Origin of the sequence: Streptomyces sp. CA-251387 (assembly GCF_050936625.1) — a bacterium.
GTDB lineage: Bacteria > Actinomycetota > Actinomycetes > Streptomycetales > Streptomycetaceae > Streptomyces.
Genome location: NZ_JBNJMJ010000001.1, coordinates 1,764,695 through 1,784,976 on the forward strand (window position 1 = coordinate 1,764,695; position 20,282 = coordinate 1,784,976).

The window sequence follows — 20,282 nt, forward strand, 5'->3', positions numbered from 1 at the left end:
CGGGTTCTCCGGGCACAAACGCACAAGTGGTCCAGGCCACAGAAATGGCAGAGGGCGCAACTCGTTGCGCGGGAGAAGCGCACGGCACGGCAGGGGCCCTGTCCGTGCGGCACCAGACGCCGCTGTCGGTGCTGCACCGCACGGCCGCCGTCAGTCCCGCACCGAACGGCCGCTGTCAGTGCCGTACGGCATGATGCGTGGCGTGACCGGACGACTGATGCTCCTCGACACCGCCTCGCTCTACTTCCGCGCCTACTTCGGCGTCCCGGACTCCGTGAAGGCCCCGGACGGCACGCCGGTGAACGCCGTGCGCGGGCTCCTCGACTTCATCGACCGCCTGGTCAAGGACCACCACCCGGACCATCTGGTGGCCTGCATGGACGCCGACTGGCGGCCGCAATGGCGGGTCGAACTGATCCCCTCCTACAAAGCGCACCGGGTCGCCGAGGAACACGAGACCGGGCCGGACGAGGAGGAGGTGCCCGACACCCTGTCGCCGCAGGTGCCGGTCATCGAGGCCGTCCTCGACGCGCTCGGCATCGCGCGCGTGGGGGTCGAGGGGTACGAGGCGGACGACGTGATCGGCACGTTCACCGCGCGGGCCAAGGGCCCGGTCGACATCGTCACCGGCGACCGCGACCTGTACCAGCTGGTGGACGACTCACGCGGCGTGCGGGTGCTGTATCCGCTCAAGGGCGTCGGCACGCTCCAGCTCACCGACGAGGCGTGGCTGCGCGAGAAGTACGGCGTCGACGGCCGCGGGTACGCGGATCTGGCGCTGCTGCGCGGCGACCCGAGCGACGGGCTGCCGGGCGTGCCCGGGATCGGGGAGAAGACGGCCGCGAAGCTGCTGGCCGAGTTCGGGGACCTGGCCGGGATCATGGCGGCGGTCGACGACCCGAAGGCGAAGCTCACGCCGTCGCAGCGCAAGCGGCTGGACGAGGCGCGGCCCTACGTCGCCGTCGCGCCGACCGTGGTGCGCGTCGCGGACGACGTGCCGCTGCCGGACGTGGACACGACGCTGCCGCGTGCGCCCCGGGACTCGGCGCGACTGGACGAACTGGCGGTGCGGTGGGGGCTCGGCGGCTCGCTGCAGCGGCTGCTGGTGACGCTGGGGGCGTGAAGGGCGCGATCGGGTGAATGGGTTTCCGGGGGCGGGGAATTCGGTCCTGCGGGCACGACATGCACCCCTTTCATGAACGTTCATAGCGGCATTCGCCGGGCGGAGGTGCTAACTTAGGTAAACCTAAGCTTGGAACGAGGGAGGCCAGTGATGGCACTACGCCCTGCCCGCAAGCCGCGGAAGCCCCACTCCGCGCAGGTCATCCGTACCGAACGGCTGACCCCGCACATGCAGCGTGTGGTGCTGGGCGGTGAGGGGCTCGCCGACTTCGCGGCGGACACCTGCACGGACCACTATGTGAAGATCCTGTTCTCCCCCGAGGGCGTGAGCTACCCCGAGCCCTTCGACCTGGAGCGCATCCGCGAGGAGCTGCCGCGCGAGCAGTGGCCGGTGACGCGGACCTACACGGTGCGGGCCTGGGACCCCGAGCACCGTGAACTGACGTTGGACTTCGTGCTCCACGGCGACGAGGGCCTGGCCGGGCCCTGGGCGATGCGCGCACAGCCGGGCGAGACCGTGCGCTTCATGGGCCCCGGCGGCGCCTACGCCCCCGCTCCGGACGCCGACTGGCATCTGCTCGTCGGTGACGAGAGTGCGCTGCCCGCCATCGCCCGCTCCCTGGAGTCGCTGCCCCACGGCACCACGGCGTACGCCTTCGTGGAGGTCTCCGGCCCCGAGGAGGAGCAGAAGATCGACTCCGATGTGGAGGTCGTCTGGCTGCACCGCGGCTCCCGTCCCGTCGGCGAGGCGCTGGTCGAGGCCGTGCGCGCGCTGGAGTTCCCCGACGGCCGGTTGCACGCGTTCGTGCACGGCGAGGCGCACTTCGTGAAGGAGCTGCGCCACCTGCTGCGGGTCGAGCGCGCTGTGCCCCGTGAGGACCTGTCGATCTCCGGTTACTGGCGGCTCGGCCACAACGAGGACGGCTGGCAGGCGTCCAAGCGGGACTGGAACGCGCGGATCGAGGCGGAGCAGGAGGGGGCGGCGTCGGCCGCGTAGCTCTTGCGGGCGGGGCGGGTTGCCAACCCTTCCTGGTGGTCGGGTTGTCGACGGCATGCGGATGTCGAAAGGGGCGGAGCCTTCCAAGGCTCCGCCCCTTTCGTTGCGCCCAGGCACTGTGCCCGGCGCTCACACGGATCGCTGGTAGGACCGGAACGTCCGGATCGACAGCCACACCGCCGCGGCCGCAAGTGCCAGCAGTCCGCCGCCCCGGAGGAGGACGTCACCCCAGTCGGGGTGCTCGGACATCGCCGAACGGCCCGCGACCATCGCCCAGTTGAGCGGGTTGAAGTCAGCGATGTGCCGCATCCAGCCGGGCATCTGCGACGGCGCCATGAAGGCGGAGGACAGGAAGGTCAGCGGCAGCAGCAGGAAGGTGTTGATGCCGATGATCGACTCCCGCTCCTGCACCAGCATGCCGAGCGCGTTGGACAGCGCCCCGAAGATCGTCCCGAGCAGGACCGAGGCGAGGACCAGGACGGCGATGCCACCGACGCCGCCCGGGTAGTCGGCGCCGCCCAGCAGGCCGAGCAGCACGATGACGACCGACTGCAGGGCGGTGACCAGGCCGTTGTTGACGACGTTGCCGTTCATCAGGGCGGCCCGGCTGACCGGGGTGGTCAGGAACCGGTCGAGGGTGCCCCGCTGGATCTCGTCGAGCGTGGCCATCCCCGCCCACATGTTGGAGCTGAGGGCACTCATCACGACCACGCCGGGCACCAGGTAGTCGAGGTACGTGCCGGTGCCGAAGCCGCCGAGTTCGACGACCTTCTTGAAGAGGCTGCCGAACAGGAACAGCCAGATCACCGGCTGGATCAGGGTGATGATCGCGTACGCGGGCTGCCGTACGAACACCATGAGTTGACGCTGCGTCATGTACCAGGTCTGGGCGACGGCGGTGCTCATCGCGCACCTCCGGCTCCGGCTCCGGCTCCAGCGAGGACGGCGCCCTCGTTACGGTCGGCCTCGGCTTCGGCCTCCGAGTAACGGCGGCCGGCGTAACGAAGGTAGACGTCGTCGAGGGACGGGCGGGCGACGGTCGCGGTGGCGACGCCGACCCCGGCGCGTTCGAGCGCGGCGAGGAGCGCGGGCATCGCGGCGGCTCCTTCGTCGGCGCGGACGCTGACGCGGCGCCCGTCGACCAGCACCTCGTGCACGCCCGGCAGCCTGCCGAGGGCACCCTTGAGGAGCGCACGGCCTGCGTCCCCGACCGCTGCCCGCAGCTCCACATGGACGGCGTCGCCGCGCAGTTCGCCCTTGAGGGAGTCAGGGGTGCCCGCCACGACGATCCGGCCGCGGTCGACGATCGCGATGCGCTCGGCGAGCCGGTCCGCTTCTTCCAGGTAGTGCGTGGTGAGCAGGACGGTCATGCCGTCCTCGCCGGCCAGCCGCCCGATCTCGTCCCACATCGCGGCGCGGGTCTCGGGGTCGAGGCCGGTGGTGGGCTCGTCGAGGAAGAGCACCTCGGGCCGGTGCACCAGACCGAGGGCGACGTCGAGTCGGCGCCGCATCCCGCCGGAGTAGCCCTTGACGGGGCGGTCGGCGGCGTCGGCGAGCTGGAAGCGTTCGAGGAGTTCCGCGACGCGGCGGCTCAGGGGTGCGCCCCTCAAGCCGTAGAGTCGGCCTTGGAGTTGGAGGTTCTCCCGGCCGGTGGCGACCGGGTCGGCGCCGGAGTTCTGGGCGACCACGCCGATCGCGCGGCGTACTCGGTCCGGGTGCCGCAGCACGTCGTGGCCGGCGACGGTGGCCGAGCCCGAGTCGGGGCGGGCCAGGGTGGTGAGGATCTTGACGGTGGTGGACTTACCGGCGCCGTTGGGGCCGAGGAGGCCGAAGACGGTGCCCGGCTCGACGGTGATGTCCATGCCGTTGAGGGCGGTGACATCGCCGTAGGCCTTGGCCAGTTGACGCGCCTCGACCGCGGGCGCACGGGTAGCCCTGTTGGGAGTACTCATGACGACTGCTCTCCTGATGAGCGGACTCGTGATCGTTCCGCGTGAGGAGTGCCGGGCTATCCTGGGTGTGCCGCACCTCGATGACCCGGTTCTGCCGCACGGCGGATCCGTTTCGGGGTTCGAGACCCCGGCGGAGCTGCTGCAACAGCCCTGCCGGGGTCTTTCTCATGTCGTGAACTCGGCCGGCAGCTCCCCCGTTTCATGGAAGCGCCGCCACTCGTCGACGCCGGGCAGCGAGCCCTTCTTGATCTCCTCGAGGAAACCGCCGACCCACTGCGCCTGCGCCTCGACCATGTGCAGCTGGTACTCGACCTCGATGAGGAAGAGCCTCGGCAGCGTCTCGTAGAGCTTCTCGAGCGCGCCCCGGCCGCTCGCCACCTGCACCTCCAGCGAGCTCAGCCGCATCTCCAGCAGCCGCACCACCTCGTCGGGAGGCAGCGCGGCCATCAGCGAGAGCGCCGTCTCGAAGATCGGGTACTCCTTCGCCGGGACGGCGAGCAGGTCGGACAGCCACTCGGCCATCTCCTCGCGCCCGGCGTCGGTGAGCCCGTAGACCGTGCGCTCGGGCCGGTTGCCCTGGCGCTCCACACCGGCCACCTCGACGAAGCCGTGCTTCTCGAGGTTCTGCACAACCGTGTAGAGCGAGCCGTAGTTGATCTTCGTGCTGGCGTCCTTGCCCTGGCTGTGCAGGGTCTGGGCGATCTCGTACGGATGCATCGGCTTCTGCCAGAGGGTCGTCATGACGGCAAGCGCCAATGGATTGGTGAGCTTGCGGCGCTTCCTCGCCACGACAACCACCTCGCTTCCGAATATCCGTAGCCGAACATATCGCGAGTCGCCGGAGGGCGTCAAGAGACACGATGTATCGCGTTTGAGGGTTGCCACAAGGGGCCCACGGCGTCCACCGTGAGAACTTGGGCCCGCCCCAGACATGAGCACGTCATGCGAACGAAACAGCCCGTCCCTAATTTCTGTCGCCCGACAGGAACTCTCGCGCCGCTGTGCGAAAGCAGGTTGCCGCCATGACGAGCACCGCCCCCGCCGACACCCGCCCCGACCCGCCGCACGACCCCGACGCACGCGCCCTCGCCGCGTTCGGCTACCGCCAGGAACTGCACCGCAGCCTCGGCCGGTACGCGTCGTTCGCGGCGGGTTTCTCCTTCATCTCCGTCCTGACGACCGTCTTCCAGTTCTTCGCCTTCGGGTACGCGTTCGGCGGCCCCGTCTTCTTCTGGGCCTGGCCCGCGGTGCTCGTCGGGCAGTTGCTGGTGGCGGCGTGCTTCGCGGAACTGGCCGCGCGCTACCCCATCTCGGGCGCGATCTACCAATGGTCGTCACGACTCTCGAACGTCACCTTCGGCTGGTTCGCCGGCTGGATCATGGTGATCGGGCAGATCGTGGTGGTCGCGGCGGCCGCACTGGCGCTGCAGATGGTGCTGCCGGCGCTCTGGTCCGGCTTCCAGCTGATCGGCACCGACCCCGCACCGACCTCGGCGGACGGCGCGGCCAACGCGGCCGTGCTCGGCGTGATCCTGCTGGCCCTCACCACGGTCGTGAACCTCCTGGACAACCGGGTGCTGTCGCTGGTCAACCGCGTCGGCGTCACCGCCGAGATCATCGGCGCGGTCCTGATCATCGCGCTGCTGCTGACCCACTCCGAACGCTCCCCCGGCATCACCTTCCACACCGAAGGCGCCGCCGAGTCGGGCCTGTTGGGCGCGCTGCTGGTCGGCTCGTTCACGGCGGCGTACGTGATGATCGGCTTCGACAGCGCGGGCGAGATGAGCGAGGAGACGCACCACCCGCGCCGCACCGCGCCCCGCACGATCCTCACCGCGCTGGGCGCCGCGGGCCTGCTCGGCGGCCTGCTGGTCCTCGGCGGCCTGCTCGCCGCACCCAGCCTCACGGACGGCCGCCTTGCGGTCGACGGCCTGAGCTACGTCCTGACGAGCAGCCTGGGCGACGGCGTAGGCCGGGCACTGCTGGCGGATGTGGTCGTGGCGATCACGGTGGCGACCCTCGCCATCCAGACGGCCGCCTGCCGGATGCTCTTCTCGATGGCCCGCGACGGCCAACTCCCCTTCTCCCACCGCCTCGCAAAGGTCAACCCGCGCACCGGCATGCCCGCCGCGCCCGCGGTGGTCGTCGGCGTCCTCGCGGCGTCCCTGCTGCTGCTCAACTTCGCCTCACCGGAGGCGTTCCTCGCCATCGGCACGACCTGCATCGTGATGCTGTACCTGGCGTACGCGATGGTAACCGGCCCCCTGCTGGTGGCCCGCCTGCGCGGCCGCTTCACCGTCGACGGCACCGACGAGACGGGCACCCCCCTGTTCTCCCTCGGCCGCTGGGGCGTCCCGGTCAACGCCCTTGCCCTGCTGTACGGGCTCGCCATGACGGTCAACCTCGCGTGGCCGCGGGCTGCGGTGTATGACCCGGCGGGTGGGCACTGGTACTTCCAGTGGTTCACTGTGCTGTTCTTGCTGGTCACGCTAGGGGCCGGAGTCCTGTACCGGCTGCTGCGTGCACAACGCGTGCACGCTGCTGGAGACGCTGCCCCAGCCGCCCCAGAACCGACTCGATAGCCTCGGCGGTCGTGTCCTCGTCGGTCGGCCAGTAGCAGACGTACTTGTCGAGCGTGATCGACGGCTTCGAGTGGCCGAGTCGAACCTGAAACCGTCTGACAGCCGCTCCCGCTGCGCCAGTTGCTAGGCATACCACGGGGGTAGGCCTCGTGTAGGAACACGGCCGCATAGACCAGGACGTCAACGCACCTCTGTGCTGCGGCGATCAGATCGACGAATACCGCCACCGGCAGGTGCGCTCGCTGGCCGTACAGTGCAACCAGTTCGGGACTCACAGCGCGTGCCGCTCCCCCCTGCCGCAGGGCGGCCACAAGGCGTGGACGCCCTGCATGGCTGCTGGACTGCGTTCCAGCGCCCGGCTGCAAGGTGTGCGCCGCGAACTGGAAGCAGCTCAACGCAGGTATGGACGACGGGGACATCGCAAGGCCGCGCGTCATGCCACCGAGATCCGCGATCACGCCTCGGGGGTGCACCGATCATGAGTGAGCACATCGAGCGGCGATCGCTCGACACGGGTCCGGCCGGCGCCGCCTTCGGCGGTGTAGTTGGTTGGGACCCGATGGGGGGGGTTAATCCCCTGATGCCCTCCGACGCGTGGTCCGGCACCGCCATACTCGGTGCATGGGGGCGAGGACGCTGAAGTTCGAAGCACAGGTCGTGGCGCAGCACCGGAAAGACATAGTGCTGCTCACCATCACGCTCGCGGCGGCGGCGTTCGGAGCATACGAGGTAATCGTCACTCCGGACCTGCCCAAACTGGCCCTGACCTCGATTCTTGTTGTCTGGCTAGGGGTCGGCGTACGCGTGATGATGCGGTATTACGAGCCGCCCATCAATTTCACTTCCGACGACGTGACTGGGGGAATGAGGCAGAGGTTGCGGAAGTAGAACTAGAGGCTAAGCGCCGTGTGTCCAGGATTCGGGCTGTGCCAGTGGTCGAGACATACGTGCTTCTAACGTTGTTCGGCTTGGCATGGTTTGGACTGCGGGACGTTCTTGATGCCTACGACTCGCGCGGTTCTCTCGGTCCAGAGGCCACACCTGGCCTGATTCTCTCAGCAGTGTCGGTTCCGACACTGGTTGTCGCCGTGTACAGGGGACTTCCTCAGCTCTTCAGGGCATGGGGTGCCAAAGCGAAGGACTCAGGAGCGGGATCTCAGGCGGCAGACACAGGGAGAGCCCAGATCATCAAAGCGGAGGCCGATGCGCACGCAACGGTAATTAAGGCCAGAGCGGAGGCGGAAGCCACCGTGATCAAGGCACGGGCTGAGGCGCGCCGCGCTGAGGCCGAATATCTCCGTGCCGACAAGGGCTTGGACCCCCTGCCTGCCGCAAACATTGATCCTTTCGGGCCACCAGCCATCGGACCCACGCCGGGCCCGAACGGAACTTCTGGGACTCCTGCGATCCCTTCAGGCTCCAACGAAGCTGATCCCGTCTGACGGCCGACCACAGCACACGGTCAGGTGGCGCTGCCACTGGGTACCGACGCTCCTATGAACGACAGGCCCTGTCCATCACCGTGCTGCTGCCTGCTTTGAGGTCACCCCGTCCAGTAGGTCAGCTTCCATTTGGGCGCATCGTCGCAGGCAGTGAAGGGCTCTAGATAAGTGCTGGTCGTACTGCTGCCCTGCGAGCGCGGCGACAGGGCGTTCAGTCCCGGAGATAGGGCCGGTGCCAGTGGCGTTCACTGAGGACCTTGGTCCACTCGGCGGCGAGCCGCTCCCGCTTGTCGTCAGGAAGCTCGTCCGGGGTGGGGCGGAGTCCCTCGATGATCTTTGCTATCTCCTGCCGCTCGCGCCGGACAGGCAGGCCGAGGTGGTGGGCGATCGTGCGGATCTTCATCGTGATCAGCTTCTTCGGGGTTCTGCTTCTAGTGTGCGCCGCCATTCCCGCCACACGAACAGGTGCACATCGAGTGCACATGGTGGCGGGGATCGCCGCCATGCAGCGAGAAACTCTGAGAGGAGTTTCCGCAGGTCAACCGGGTATTTCGGGCCATCTCCGCTGGTCATCGAGGCTGCCCCCGCACTGGTACTTCCACGCTGCTATCGGCGGTCGCGCCGGGTTGTGAGGGGACAAGGGGTCACCACAACCACTTGATGGCCCTGCGGTCACCTCATCGGCCGGGGCCGTCGACTCGCCCAGTGCGCCCTCGATGGCGGACGCCGTGGTGTCCCCGGTGATGGACCAGAGGCCTATGTACTCGTCCAGGATGATCGACGGCTTACCGCGTCCAAGGCGGTGACCGGGACGGGGCAATGGGCCGTCGGCAGGGTGCGGTCTGCTCACATGCCCTGCACCGTCCGGCGAGGAGCCGTGTGACCAGCTCCTCGCGTTCGGTGTTTACCGGGGCCAGCCGACGATCGTTGATGACCGTCTTCTTGTCCGGTGGCAGCAGGATCCCGCCGAACCGCCCCGCCAGACGGGCCATATTCGACACCATTCAGCGGTGCCTGTTGGCGAGCGTCATCAGCATCGAGGTCTCCGACACCATCGCAGCCGGGCGCTCCGGAAGACGTCGCCAGCTGGCAGGTAGCACCGTGTCCTGTTTCAGCTGCTCGGGCCGACGCGCCGGTTTGCCGCACGCCATGAATTGGGCCTGCTTGGCCAGGGGTGTTCCTCTCAGGAGACCGGATGTGCAGCGGCACATCTTGTGGCGTGCCAAGTCCCCTTCTACGGGTTGTGCTGGGAGGAGTGTGCGGCAGGCGTGAGCGTCGCGATACGAGGCATCGCCCGCATACGTAGTTCGCGGGGCCTCAATGCTGCGCCCAAGGCAGGTCGGACTTTCTGACCGGGCAGGTGTTCCAGGCGCCATCGGGCAGTGATGGTTGCGAGGGCGAGGGTGGCTTGGGTCATGGCGAAGGTGTCGCCGATGCATTTGCGGGCGCCGGTGCCGAAGGGGATAAGGGCCTGCCGGGGCGGTTGGGGGCGGTCTCGGTCCCACCGGTCGGGGTCGAAGGTTTCGGGCTGATCGTAGAGGTCGGGCCTGTGATGTATGAGGTAGGGGCTGTAGGCGAGGCTGGTCCCGGCAGGCAACAGGTGCCCGCCCAGACGGGTGTCGGCGGTGACCGTGCGCGTGAGTATCCAGCCCGGTGGATACAGCCGGAGTGTTTCGGTGATGATGCGTGCGGTGAGTGTCAGACGTGGCAGGTCGGCGTGGGTGGCGGGGGCGCCACACAGGACGCTGTCGACCTCGGTGTGGAGCCGCTGCTCGATCTCGGGGTGCCGGGCGAGCAGATCCAGTGCCCAGGCCAGGACGCTGGCTGTGGATTCGGTCCCGGCCAGGAAGAAGGTAGGGATCGCGTCGCTGATTTCTGCATCGGTCATGCCGCGGCCGCCGTCTTCAGGGTCGCGCGCCGCGATCAGGGCCGAGAGCAGGTCACCATGGTCGGCGCCGTCGGCGCGGCGCTGGGCGATGATCTGGTCGCAGGTGCTGCGCAGGCGGGCGCGAGCGCGCAGGTAGGCGCGGTTACCCGGGGTGGGGAGCCGGTCCAGCGGAGGGAGGAGAAGCATGCGCTGGTAGAACCCATCGAAGACGGTTGTGATGTCGTCGTGGAGTTGACCGAACCCGGCCGGGGGCAGCGTGTCGGAGAACAACGCGGTGGTCGTGATCTTGGAGGTGATCGTCATCGCCTCGGCATTCACGTCGATGTCCTCCCCCGCACGCCAGGAACCAGTCACCTCGTCAATGCATGAGGTCATGGCCTGTGCATAGCCCGGGAACCGACCAGAGTGAAAGGCCGGCTGGGCCAGTCGCCGCAGCCGACGATGCGAGCTGTACGGGCAGCTGATCAGAGCGTTCCCCAGTACTTCCGCTACGCGATCGAAAAACGGGCCACCCTTGTCGAAGATTCGGTCGTCAATCAAGGCCTGACGGGTGAGCTCCGGATCACAGATCACTACCACGGTGAGGGGACCCACGCGGATGCGGACCAGTTCTCCGCAGACGGGTAGTGAGAGGAGAAATGACAGCGGGTTACGCAACAGCGGCACCAGATGACCGGCTACAGGAAGGGCGTTAGGGGCTGCGGGGATCGAACGCAATTCCTTCATGATCACTCCCGAGCTGCTGATGTGAGACAGGACGCTGGAGTCAGGTTCGAGGAGCCTCACCAAAGTCGGTTCGGCGTGTGACGACGAGCCGTGCCCGTCGTGGCACAGTCGTTACCGGCACGTGGAAGGCGAGTTCATGACGCGTCGAGGGCTGGGCCGTTCGTATGTCCTGTTCTGTTCATTTGCTCGGCACAGAACGCTGATGCCGTTGGCCAGACGCTGGTAGGGGTTGAAGCCGGAGTGCTCCACGGCGCTGGTGGTGACACCGAAGAACGCGCGGCGCAACCGTAGTCCGTGATCGGCGGGGAGGCGGAATGTGTCGCGGATGGCGATGTCGGTATCGATGAATAACAACGCGTCCTGGTCGGTTTGGGCACCCAGGATGGTGTGCCGCCAGATGCGGCCGATGAGGTCGCGCAGCGGTGCCGCGTACGTAAGGTCACCGATGCCGTTGGTGGCGAGTGCGGTGTCGAACAGGCGTTGCCAGCCTTCGGCGAGGCAGTTGAGCGAATCGGCGGTGTCGACACGGTCACAGCGGGACAGGACATCGGCGGCCGCCTTGATGCATGAGCTGCTTGTGGGTCCAATGAGGGCGCGCCGGGCGATCCTGAAGGCTGTTTCGTCAATGCTGCGTGTCCCAGGCTGCCATTTCGGCTGCCAGTCAGAGGTATGCAGGGCCATGCCGGGGTCGAGCTTGCACTGGGTGGAGCGCAGCCGTTCGCCGGGGAGAGGCGGGGCGAGTGCGCGGAGGATGTCGCCTCCGGCACGGGTGAGTGCGACGAGTTGCCTGCGGGCGTTGTAGCGGGGGACGAGGAGGTAGAACAAGGTGAAGCCCATGGTGTGCTCGGCTGCTTCCTCGTGGCCGGGCTGTCCGCAGCCACAGGCCAGCGCGGCGTCAGTCGCCTCGGCGAGGGCGTCAGCGAACCCGAGTGTGCTCTCGGTGGAGCCGTATGCGAGAGCAAGCAGGAACTCGTTGACGGTCTCGTGGTTGACGCAGTCCGGTATGGCGTCGATGACATCGTTGTAGCGCAGGACGTTGCCCAGTACGCGGGTGATGGCCTGGCATTCCAGGGCGGGGACATACGTGCCGGCGTCGTCGGTGAGGTGCCGGTAAGGGCTGGTCCCGAAGGTCACGCGCAACAGCGGCGGGAAGAATCCCTCCCACCAGCGGGCCACGGCAAACTGAGCTGGGGTAACCACGGCTTGGTCATCGCTGGTACCTGTGGTTTCTTCGGCGGCGGATCGAAATGCATTCTTCACGAACGTGAGACCGGCTCCCAGAGCCATCTCCCGCGCCATGCGATTGGCAGCCTTTCCCGAGAGACAGGCATACCCTTCGCTGGCCGCCATGAGATAGGGACGCTCCTTGTCCACGCCGGACCCGTCGGCTGCGCCCACGAAGTCGGCGGCCAGCGTGAAGGTGAGCATCGATCCGAACAAGTCCCGGAGCTGAATGCCAGTACCTCGTGGGAACGTCCAGGAGAAGACGGCGCCAAGGTACTCCCGCATGGTCATGACGAGATCGGCCGACTCCGGATTGCGCCTGAGGTACTCCGCCCACAGCCGTTTCGCTTCATTGCCCTTGCGCGGAGACGCTTCGCCCAGCCGCGCCATCTGCCGCGCGGCGTGTGTGGCGTCCGGGGCCCAGAGGGTGGCCTGGCGCGCGGTGACCCGGCGTAGTGTGACGCCCGCCGGGCTGGCTTGAAGGGCAGCCCGCATCTGCGGTGAGCGGGCTATCTGCAGGCCATATGCAGCCATTCGGAGCCCCTCGTCGTCACACGGCACCTTCGTGTCAATGTACGGCCGGTACTCGGGCTTGCGAACCAGATAGGTTGCCGCTCCGTCCCCAGCCGAGCGGTCATCGTTGACGACCGTGTGCACGCTGGACAGCAGAGCGTCAGCTTCAGAGGTTACAAGGCCTGCGGCCCTCGCATCCCACAGGTCATGTGCGGTATTCACCATCATCTCCAGGAGAACCCTCAGAGCGGTTTCCGAAAGCCGGATTACCCTTGCTGGTCAAGGGCTGAACTATGTACCTGCGTTGACGGTAAGTCCGAGGTCGCTCCGCTGTGTAGGGGTGAGTCTCGGCCAAAGCGGTGGGCCAGTTGCCGGCCCAGCCGCCGGATGCGCAGTCAAGTCACGTCAGGGAAAGGCGAGTTCAGGCTGTGTAAGTCTCAGGCGTTCGACGCGGTAGGGTGCGGGCACGACGGCCGCCCTGCTGGCGCTTTGGTCACCTTCGTGCACGGGCAGACCGTGGCGAAGATCGACCCGATAGTGCTCTTGGTGCGCAGATCGGTGCAGGGCGGGAAGTGATCTAGGGCCAGCGGTTCGTCGACATCGTCGCAGATCTTTTGGTCATTTCGCACCGTACGTCTTCTCCAAGACCACGTGCGCCCGCGTGATCACGATCTTCGACGTCGTAGATCCCCTGAGGCGCCTTCTCGCCCCGGAAAGAACGGACTCAGGAAGGGCGTCGAGGATGTTGGCAACCTTGTGAATCCAGCAGCTTTGATGCCGGGTTTCGGGGAAGACTTGGCCTTCTGGAAGCTGAGCACCCCGTCGCTGACTGCGAGGATGGGAGCGCGCTTCCCATGCCGCCGACAGTCACGTAAGAGGTCGTCCCAGGAAGCGGCCGCGGCAGCCGTCGCTCATGGCGATCAGCCAGCCGACGAGTCCGTGTGGGCACGCGTAGCCACATGGGTCGGGAACGCACGCCCGTGCTCAAGGCGGCCGATGACCGCGACCTCCGCCCAATCCTGATCGCCGGAGACCTGGCGGACCTTGGCCAGCCCGTCCGCGCGGGACGGCGCGGTCGAGGCGTTGCAGTTCGCCACCAGGTCGTGCGCCTACGCCAGTCGAAGATAAGGGCATACTTGGTCCAGTCGATGACCTGGTGCAGGGCGAGAGTCGTTTCGACCACGCCCAGGTGCCGGCCAAGATGCATGTGCAGGGCACTGACCATGCCCAGCCGAAACTCGCGATTCCCGGCCGCCAGTTCGACGAGCCGCTCCGCAGACAGGGTCTTCACCGCCGCTGGATCACACCACGCTGACAACGCCTGTCCCACAGCCGATCTCTGGTACACAGACATCACCCCCACGCGCCCGGCCCACAGGACAAGCACGCCACTCCAAGGCCGCTTGTATGACCTGGACGAGCTCTGCAACTGTGCCAGCCACAAGCTCATGGAGGGAGGCGCATGCATCTACACACTGATTTACGAAGTGCGCCCCCGGAGAAGACCGCACTACATACTCCCGCGGGACGCGCGCAGCTCAGCACCTCGCGCCTCTGCACTCCCCGACCGAAACGACACTGCGCCCATGCTCTGACGGCCGGGGCATCAGGGGCAGCCCTCCGCGTGGGCTACGCCGATCGCCGCGGCGTTATGCCACCGCATGGTCGGCAGGGCGGGTTCATGCTGTCGGCCGCCGCGCGCACGGGTTCTCCCCCCTCGTTGTCTGACAACGCCTTAAGATCCAGCCTTTCCGGACGGAGCTCCTGACCGCCTCACTCCGGGAGTACTGCCTCGTCTCCTCCCTGTCAGTTCCACCCTCGTAGACTCGATGGTGATGAGACGCCGTACTCCGCCCCCACCCTCTCCGCTGCCGCAACGCGACGGGGTGGATCCGGTGCGAGTGCGGTTGCCGGCCGGGGACGCGTGGGCGACAGTGCGGGACCATCTCGTGGCCCGGCTGGCAGCTGGGGCCGAGGTGATCGACGGGATGCTGGACGCGGGACAGATCGTGAACGCCGCCGGGCGTCCGGTGCCCCGGGACATGGCGTACGTGCCGGGAATGTTCTTGTGGTTCCACCGAGAGCTGCCCGACGAGGAACGGGTGCCGTTCCCGGTCGACGTCCTCTACCGGGACGAGCACGTGGTGGTTGCCGACAAGCCACATTTCCTGGCGACCACCCCGCGAGGCAGCCATGTCGCCGAAACGGCCCTGGCACGGCTACGGCGGGAGCTGGGCGTCCCGACGTTGAGCGCGGCGCACCGGCTGGACCGCCTGACGGCCGGGCTGGTGCTTTTCACCGTGCGACCGGAGGAGCGCGGCGCGTACCAGACGCTGTTTCGCGACAGGCGTATTGCGAAGGAGTACGAGGCGGTGGCCCCGTACGACCCCGCACTGGAACTGCCACGCACCGTACGCAGCCGGATCGTCAAGAAGCGCGGGGTGGTGGCGGCCAGCGAGGTCGAGGGCGAGCCCAACGCCGTCAGCCGGGTCGAGTTGCTGGGGCACTGGAACGGGCGTGCCCGGTACCGGTTGACACCACGTACCGGGCAGACGCACCAACTGAGAGTGCACATGAGCGCTTTGGGGGTGCCGATCCTCGGCGATCCCCTCTATCCGGTGGTGACCGGCCCCGTGGCGGCCGGTGACTTCCGGCGCCCGCTCCAACTTTTGGCGCGCGCAATGGAGTTCACCGATCCGATCACGGGATCCGAGCACCGGTTCGTCAGCCCGCGTGTGCTGCGGGCCTGGTCGTCGTACGACGAGTGGGCCGGGTAGCCCCAGTGCCCGGTCGGCTCAGTCACCGCGCCACCAGCGCAGGAGGCGCCGGAACACCCCTGGTCGGCCGGCCGGTTCGGGCGTCGGCGTCGGAGCGGTGGCCGGAGCGGTGGCCGGAGCGGCAGGCTCCGGAGCCGCTGTCTGCAACTGTGGCGTGAACTGCCAGTCGTTGGGACGCTGTGTCGCCACCGGGTGCGCCGGTCGCGCCATGACGTCCTGCTGGGGCTGGGGCGCGAACTTCACCGGCAGTTCCACCAGGTGCCGGTTCGAGATGGACCCCCGCCAACGCAACTCGTGCTCCTCGCAGGCGAGCTCGACGTCGGGAAGACGGGTCAGCAGCGCGTCGACGCCGACGTCGGCGATGGCGCGGCCGATGTCCTGGCCCGGGCACTCGTGGGGACCACCGCTGAAGGCGAGGTGAGAGCGGTTGCCCTTCATGTTGGCCTTGAGGTCGGGACGGACGCGCGGGTCGACGTTGCCCGGCGCGATGCCCAGAATGAGGCCGTCGCCCTTGCGGATGCGCTGGCCGCCCAGCTCGGTCTCCTGCTTGGCGAAGTAGCCCAGGATGGTGCTGAACGGCGGCTCGTCCCACAGAGACTGCTCAACCGCCTGGGGCACCGTCATCTCGCCGCCGCTGAGCCGGGCGCGGAACCGCGGGTCGGTGAGCACCACCCGCAGCACGTTGGCGAGGAGGTTGGCGGTGGCCTCGTACGACACGATCAGGACGACGCGCAGGTGCTGGCCGACCTCCTCGTCATTGAGGCGCGCCGGGTGGTTGATCAGGTGGCTGGTGAAGTCGTCCTTGGGTTCGGCCCGGCGGCGAGCGGTGAGACGCATCAGGACGTCCATGATGTACGCGTTGCTGGCGATGGCGGTCTCGGTGCCCTTGGGCAGGTCGCGGGCGGCCTGCACCATCCGGTCGTTGTACTCCTCGGGCATGCCGAGGATCTCGCACATCACCATCGCCGGCAGGCGCTCTGCGAACTGGCTGACCAGGTCGGCCCTGCCCTCCTCACAGAACTTGTTGACGAGGTCCTGCGTCGCGCGGTTGATGTAGCGGCGGATGCCCCGGTGGTCGATGGTCGACATGGCGCCGGTGACCGCGCCTCGCAGCCGCAGATGCTCGTCGCCTTCGGCGTGGCAGCAGATGGGCTGCCAGGCGAGGTGCGGCATGAGCGGGTGATCGGGCTTGACGGTGCCGTCCTGCATCGAGGTCCACAACCGGGTGTCACGGGAGTACTGCGAAGGCGTGCGCACCATGTGCATGTTCTCGCTGTGACCAAGCACGACCCAGATCGGCACATCGTCGTGCAGCAGCGCGGGGGCCACGGAGCCGTGCTCGGCACGGAGCTTCTCGTACACGGCTCCCAGGTCCTCCGCTTCGGGGCCGTACAACCGGCGCAGCCCACCGGGGCCGATGCCGCGCGCGGGACAACCGGGGGGCGGGGTGACCGTGGACTCGTCCATACCGGTCGGGGAGAGAGATTCAGGCGTCACGATGGTCGCTCCGAAGCTGAAGTGGTTCCGGTGTGCAAAAGGTGATGGGATCCCCCGGTTCGGGCGATACAACGAAGCCGGGAACGGGGGATGGGACGTGAGCGGGCCGTACAGCCCGGGGGACGGAGTGGGTCGGCCGTACCGCTCGGCCGGTACCTGGCTCACGCGGGCGCTTTAGCCGTAGCCAGGCGATGCAAGAAGTGCATCAGGGTCATCAGCACGTCCCGGCTGGAAGCCCGCCGCCGTACGTCGCACTCCATGATGGGAATCTCCTCGGGCAGATCGAGTGCCGTACGGAGTTCGGACACGGCGTAACGGGGTGCATCCGGGAAGGTGTTGACGGCCACCACGAAGGGCACGCCGCACTCCTCCAGTCGCCCTATGACGTCGAAGCTGACCTCGAGGCGGCGGGTGTCGACCAGCACGACCGCGCCCAGCGCGCCTTCGAACAGCCCGTTCCACAGAAACCAGAAGCGTTCCTGGCCAGGGGTGCCGAAGAGGTACAGCACCAGCTGCTCGGTGATGCTGATACGGCCGAAGTCCATCGCGACCGTGGTGGCGGTCTTGGTGTCCGAGCCGTAGTTGTCGTCGACCCCGATGCCGGCCTGCGTCATGGTCTCTTCGGTGGTCAGCGGCCTGATCTCGCTGACCGAGCCGACCATGGTCGTCTTGCCGACGCCGAAGCCGCCCACGATCACGATCTTGACCGCGGCCTCGGCCGTGTGCGGCAGCTGGTCCTCGGTCCGGGGACCGGGGAGCATGTCAGAGCCTTTGAAGTCCATGCATCACCGCTTCGAGAATTGAACGGTCGGCGACGGTCTGACGCACGATCGGGGCGCGCGCCGTCACCAGTCCGGACGTCAGCATGTCGGTGAGCAGAACCGTCACCATGCTGAACGGCAGGTTCAGATAGGCCGAGAGCTCGGCCACGGACAGAGGGGTGGTACAGAGCCGGAGCAGCGCCGACTGTTCCGGCGTGGCGGAAGGCGGGGGGTCGGCGCGCGCCACGATTAAGGTGACGAGGTCGAGGTCGCCGTCGCGCTCGCCGCCGTCCGGGCCGACCACGAAGAGCCGTTCCGGGTTCTTCTTCTCGTTGCCGGGCTTGGGCAGCGGTGGAGGCGGTTGTTCCTTGGGTAGTCGCCGCTGGCGTTGCGGAGGAGTCATACGGTCTGCCCGTTGCGCCGGGGCGGACTGGTCAGATGGGCGCCGATGCGGGCGACGAGGTCGGACATGCGGTTGCTCATCCGGCCGGGTTCGGCGAACGTGTCGGAGAGCACGGCGAGATAGGCGTTGGCGCCGGCGGCCATCAGATAGAAGTAGCCGCCCTTGATCTCGATGAGGACCATCTTCATCGTGCCGTCGCTGTTGGGGATCTCCGAGGCGACGGCGCTCGCCAGGCTCTGCAGGCCGGCACAGGCCGCGGCGACGCGGTCGGCGGTGTCCGGGTCGCCTCCGTAGCGGGCGATGCGCAGTCCGTCGGCGGAGAGCACCACGATCATCTGGATGCCCGGTACGCCGTCGTGAAGCTCCTTGAGCATCCAGTCGAAGTTGGCGCGCTGCTGGATCACTTGAGGTCCCCCTCGTCGTCGGCCTCGGGGCGGGCCGGTTGGGTTCGCGGTTTGAGTGTGAGCGGGTCTGGCTTGCCCTTGAGTCCCTCCCAGAACGCCTCGACCCAGGCCCCCGGGGCGGGCTCGTCCTCCGCCGGCTCCGGCTCGGGCTCGGGCTTGCGCGTCGACCAGATGGTCGGCCGGCCTTCCCGTTCGGCCTGCTCGATGGCCGCCTGCTCGGCGATCCGCTTGCTGAGTGGGGTCTTGACCCGGCTACGGCGCTGAGGCAGGCCGTTGGCAGTCCATTCGGTGACGACGGGGACGTCGTCGTCCATGGAGACCGCGGCAGGGATCTTGGGGCTGGTGGGGCGCCGCTTCTTGGGGGCGCGTTTGGGGCCTTCGAGCACCTCGGGGTGGTCGGCCTTGGGCGCCGCCCCGGCGCCGATGCCGTGGGCGAGTCCGGGCGCGGGGTCGGTGGTCATCATGTCGCGCGGCACCACGAGGACGGCGCGGACGCCGCCGTACGCGGAGGACCGCAGTGAGACCTGCATGTTGTAGGCCGTGCACAGGCGGCCGACGACGGCCAGGCCGAGGCGCGGGGACTCGCCGAGGTCCTGGAGGTCGGTGCCCTGCTTGGCGCGCTCGAGCATGCCCTCGACCCGGGCGCGGGCCTCCTCGCTGAGGCTGACACCCGCGTCCTCGATCTCGATCGCGACACCGGTCTGCACCTCGGTGGCGGTGACGTGCACCTTGGTCTGCGGCGGCGAGTAGCGCGTGGCGTTGTCGAGGAGTTCGGCCGCGGCGTGGATGATCGGCTCGACGGAGATGCCGGCGATGTTGACCTTGGCGATGGAGTCCAGGCTGATGCGCCGGTACTCCAGGATCCGGGACATGGCACCGCGCAGCACGCTGTACAGCGGGACGGGTTCCGGCCACTGGCGGCCGGGGCGGCCGCCGCCGAGCACGGAGATGGAGTCGGCGAGGCGGCCGATCAGCATGGTGCCGTGGTCGATACGCAGCAGGTCGTCGAAGACCTCGGGGTTGCGGCCGTGGTCCTCCTCCATCTCCCGGAGTTCCACGGCCTGTTGGTGGACGATCGCCTGGACGCGGCGGGCGATGTCGACGAAGGAGCGCTGGGCGGAGTCGCGCAGGGCTTCCTCGTGGTCGACGATGTCGACCATCTGCTGCACCAACGCGAGCTGCGCCGGGGAGAGATGGGCGTACGACGGGTCGATCTCGGCGAGGTCGCGCATCACCTCATAGGGTGAAGCGCCGCAGCGCAGCCGGTGGATCGCGGCGGGCGTGATCTCCGTGGCGAGGCGGGCCATCTCCTCGTCGTGGGCGGCGATACGCCGTTCCAGATACGCGGTGTGACGGGCGTGCTCGGCCCGCAGGTCCCGCAGGGCTCGGCCGCGGCGCGCCGCTTCGGCCGCTGATGCCAGCACCAGCAGCAGGGCCACGGCACCGCACACGCCGACGGCCGTCCGGGCCGGTTCCGCCACCAGGGCGACGGCGGCTCCGGTCGCCGCGGCCATCACTATGGCGGGCAGCAACAGCACGCGCGCGTACGGGAGTTCACGGCGTCGGGGTGGGGATTGAACGCTCACCATGTGGGCCCTCTGAAACGAATCGGGTGGGTGTAGGGGGAGCTTGCAGCGGGGTACGTCATGGGTATGTCGGTATCTTCTGCATGTTTGGGAACAAGCGCACGAATACGCCTCAACTCGGTGCGCTGCGGGCGAGCTTAGTCCGACCGGATCATCGCTGTGTCATATTCAGCAAGCACCTGAAATGGGGTCTGCAGCAGGAGTACGCTCGGCTCCATTTATACGCTCAGCTTGCAATCGCACACGGTGGGTCACGGCGTACAGGTGTGCGGAAGACACTCACCGTGACGGGTGAAAGATCGGATTCCGGCGGGTCCCGGCAGAAGCTCAGAGCTCCTTCCGCCGGTTGTCCAGATCGCCGCCCGGCCTGCTGCTCAGACCCCCGCGACCGACTGCTCAGGCCCCGCG

Annotated in this window: 17 protein-coding genes and 1 pseudogene; 5 read left to right on the forward strand and 13 right to left on the reverse strand. The window is 67.9% G+C overall.

What is annotated here, in order from left to right; translation table 11 throughout:
• Positions 1–193: 193 nt before the first annotated feature.
• On the forward strand, positions 194–1,123 hold the full coding sequence (locus ACQEV2_RS07760; RefSeq protein WP_433054267.1) for a 5'-3' exonuclease: 930 nt from the start codon (positions 194–196) through the stop codon (positions 1,121–1,123).
• Between the two features lie 150 nt (positions 1,124–1,273).
• Entirely contained in the window at positions 1,274–2,119 is an 846-nt protein-coding gene (locus ACQEV2_RS07765) for a siderophore-interacting protein (protein ID WP_433037940.1), read from the forward strand.
• Positions 2,120–2,248: 129 nt separating this feature from the next.
• On the opposite strand, the gene ACQEV2_RS07770 is transcribed toward ACQEV2_RS07765, so the two are convergent.
• The 3 genes from ACQEV2_RS07770 to ACQEV2_RS07780 form a co-directional block, all read right to left on the reverse strand.
• Positions 2,249–3,025, reverse strand: coding sequence for an ABC transporter permease (locus ACQEV2_RS07770; protein WP_433037942.1), 777 nt, complete (start codon positions 3,023–3,025; stop codon positions 2,249–2,251).
• On the reverse strand, positions 3,022–4,071 hold the full coding sequence (locus tag ACQEV2_RS07775) for an ATP-binding cassette domain-containing protein (RefSeq protein ID WP_433037944.1): 1,050 nt from the start codon (positions 4,069–4,071) through the stop codon (positions 3,022–3,024). The genes ACQEV2_RS07770 and ACQEV2_RS07775 overlap by 4 nt, the downstream gene beginning before the upstream one ends.
• 165 nt (positions 4,072–4,236) lie before the next feature.
• A complete protein-coding gene (locus ACQEV2_RS07780; protein ID WP_433037946.1) occupies positions 4,237–4,860 on the reverse strand; it encodes a PadR family transcriptional regulator in 624 nt (207 codons plus the stop codon).
• Between the two features lie 233 nt (positions 4,861–5,093).
• On the opposite strand from ACQEV2_RS07780, the gene ACQEV2_RS07785 reads away from it, so the two are divergent.
• Positions 5,094–6,653 carry an amino acid permease gene (locus tag ACQEV2_RS07785; RefSeq protein ID WP_433037948.1) on the forward strand — a complete coding sequence of 520 codons (1,560 nt, stop codon included), beginning with the start codon at positions 5,094–5,096 and terminating at the stop codon, positions 6,651–6,653.
• 134 nt (positions 6,654–6,787) lie between these two features.
• Here ACQEV2_RS07785 and ACQEV2_RS07790 read toward each other — a convergent pair.
• A pseudogene (locus ACQEV2_RS07790) lies at positions 6,788–7,008 on the reverse strand (XRE family transcriptional regulator); the annotation flags it as partial.
• Positions 7,009–7,274: 266 nt separating this feature from the next.
• Here ACQEV2_RS07790 and ACQEV2_RS07795 point away from each other — a divergent pair.
• Entirely contained in the window at positions 7,275–7,541 is a 267-nt protein-coding gene (locus ACQEV2_RS07795; RefSeq protein WP_433037950.1) for a hypothetical protein, read from the forward strand.
• 765 nt (positions 7,542–8,306) lie between these two features.
• Here ACQEV2_RS07795 and ACQEV2_RS07800 read toward each other — a convergent pair.
• The 4 genes from ACQEV2_RS07800 to ACQEV2_RS07815 form a co-directional block, all read right to left on the reverse strand.
• Entirely contained in the window at positions 8,307–8,498 is a 192-nt protein-coding gene (locus ACQEV2_RS07800; RefSeq protein ID WP_433037952.1) for a hypothetical protein, read from the reverse strand.
• Between the two features lie 831 nt (positions 8,499–9,329).
• On the reverse strand, positions 9,330–10,709 hold the full coding sequence (locus ACQEV2_RS07805) for a cytochrome P450 (RefSeq protein WP_433037954.1): 1,380 nt from the start codon (positions 10,707–10,709) through the stop codon (positions 9,330–9,332).
• A gap of 111 nt (positions 10,710–10,820) precedes the next feature.
• Positions 10,821–12,590, reverse strand: a complete 1,770-nt coding sequence (locus tag ACQEV2_RS07810; RefSeq protein ID WP_433037956.1) for a hypothetical protein — start codon at positions 12,588–12,590, stop codon at positions 10,821–10,823.
• A 580-nt stretch (positions 12,591–13,170) separates the two neighbouring features.
• Positions 13,171–13,914 carry a 1-deoxy-D-xylulose-5-phosphate synthase N-terminal domain-containing protein gene (locus ACQEV2_RS07815; RefSeq protein ID WP_433037958.1) on the reverse strand — a complete coding sequence of 248 codons (744 nt, stop codon included), beginning with the start codon at positions 13,912–13,914 and terminating at the stop codon, positions 13,171–13,173.
• A gap of 367 nt (positions 13,915–14,281) precedes the next feature.
• Here ACQEV2_RS07815 and ACQEV2_RS07820 point away from each other — a divergent pair, with 367 nt between their 5' ends.
• Entirely contained in the window at positions 14,282–15,223 is a 942-nt protein-coding gene (locus tag ACQEV2_RS07820) for an RluA family pseudouridine synthase (RefSeq protein ID WP_433037960.1), read from the forward strand.
• A gap of 18 nt (positions 15,224–15,241) precedes the next feature.
• Here the strand turns inward: ACQEV2_RS07820 and ACQEV2_RS07825 are convergent, their stop codons facing one another.
• The 5 genes from ACQEV2_RS07825 to ACQEV2_RS07845 all read right to left on the reverse strand — a co-directional run bounded on the left by ACQEV2_RS07825 (position 15,242) and on the right by ACQEV2_RS07845 (position 19,877).
• Positions 15,242–16,720, reverse strand: coding sequence for a cytochrome P450 (locus ACQEV2_RS07825; RefSeq protein ID WP_433037962.1), 1,479 nt, complete (start codon positions 16,718–16,720; stop codon positions 15,242–15,244).
• A 161-nt stretch (positions 16,721–16,881) separates the two neighbouring features.
• A complete protein-coding gene (locus tag ACQEV2_RS07830; RefSeq protein ID WP_433037964.1) occupies positions 16,882–17,502 on the reverse strand; it encodes a GTP-binding protein in 621 nt (206 codons plus the stop codon).
• Positions 17,483–17,884, reverse strand: coding sequence for a DUF742 domain-containing protein (locus ACQEV2_RS07835; protein WP_433037966.1), 402 nt, complete (start codon positions 17,882–17,884; stop codon positions 17,483–17,485). The genes ACQEV2_RS07830 and ACQEV2_RS07835 overlap by 20 nt, the downstream gene beginning before the upstream one ends.
• Positions 17,881–18,288 carry a roadblock/LC7 domain-containing protein gene (locus ACQEV2_RS07840; RefSeq protein ID WP_433037968.1) on the reverse strand — a complete coding sequence of 136 codons (408 nt, stop codon included), beginning with the start codon at positions 18,286–18,288 and terminating at the stop codon, positions 17,881–17,883. Before ACQEV2_RS07840 ends, ACQEV2_RS07835 begins: the two co-directional genes overlap by 4 nt.
• The gene (locus tag ACQEV2_RS07845) at positions 18,285–19,877 is read right to left on the reverse strand and encodes a sensor histidine kinase (RefSeq protein ID WP_433037970.1); all 1,593 of its coding nucleotides are present in this window, start codon (positions 19,875–19,877) and stop codon (positions 18,285–18,287) included. Before ACQEV2_RS07845 ends, ACQEV2_RS07840 begins: the two co-directional genes overlap by 4 nt.
• Between the last annotated feature and the right edge of the window lie 405 nt (positions 19,878–20,282).

Bases quoted from the DNA above. Each gene is read 5' to 3' on its own strand.
- ACQEV2_RS07760 (WP_433054267.1), top strand. From the start codon at position 194: ATGCGTGGCGTGACCGGACGACTGATGCTCCTCGACACCGCCTCGCTC.
- ACQEV2_RS07765 (WP_433037940.1), top strand. From the start codon at position 1,274: ATGGCACTACGCCCTGCCCGCAAGCCGCGGAAGCCCCACTCCGCGCAG.
- ACQEV2_RS07770 (WP_433037942.1), bottom strand. From the start codon at position 3,025: ATGAGCACCGCCGTCGCCCAGACCTGGTACATGACGCAGCGTCAACTC.
- ACQEV2_RS07775 (WP_433037944.1), bottom strand. From the start codon at position 4,071: ATGAGTACTCCCAACAGGGCTACCCGTGCGCCCGCGGTCGAGGCGCGT.
- ACQEV2_RS07785 (WP_433037948.1), top strand. From the start codon at position 5,094: ATGACGAGCACCGCCCCCGCCGACACCCGCCCCGACCCGCCGCACGAC.
- ACQEV2_RS07795 (WP_433037950.1), top strand. From the start codon at position 7,275: ATGGGGGCGAGGACGCTGAAGTTCGAAGCACAGGTCGTGGCGCAGCAC.
- ACQEV2_RS07800 (WP_433037952.1), bottom strand. From the start codon at position 8,498: ATGAAGATCCGCACGATCGCCCACCACCTCGGCCTGCCTGTCCGGCGC.
- ACQEV2_RS07805 (WP_433037954.1), bottom strand. From the start codon at position 10,709: ATGAAGGAATTGCGTTCGATCCCCGCAGCCCCTAACGCCCTTCCTGTA.
- ACQEV2_RS07815 (WP_433037958.1), bottom strand. From the start codon at position 13,914: ATGCATGCGCCTCCCTCCATGAGCTTGTGGCTGGCACAGTTGCAGAGC.
- ACQEV2_RS07820 (WP_433037960.1), top strand. From the start codon at position 14,282: ATGAGACGCCGTACTCCGCCCCCACCCTCTCCGCTGCCGCAACGCGAC.
- ACQEV2_RS07830 (WP_433037964.1), bottom strand. From the start codon at position 17,502: ATGGACTTCAAAGGCTCTGACATGCTCCCCGGTCCCCGGACCGAGGAC.
- ACQEV2_RS07835 (WP_433037966.1), bottom strand. From the start codon at position 17,884: ATGACTCCTCCGCAACGCCAGCGGCGACTACCCAAGGAACAACCGCCT.
- ACQEV2_RS07845 (WP_433037970.1), bottom strand. From the start codon at position 19,877: ATGGTGAGCGTTCAATCCCCACCCCGACGCCGTGAACTCCCGTACGCG.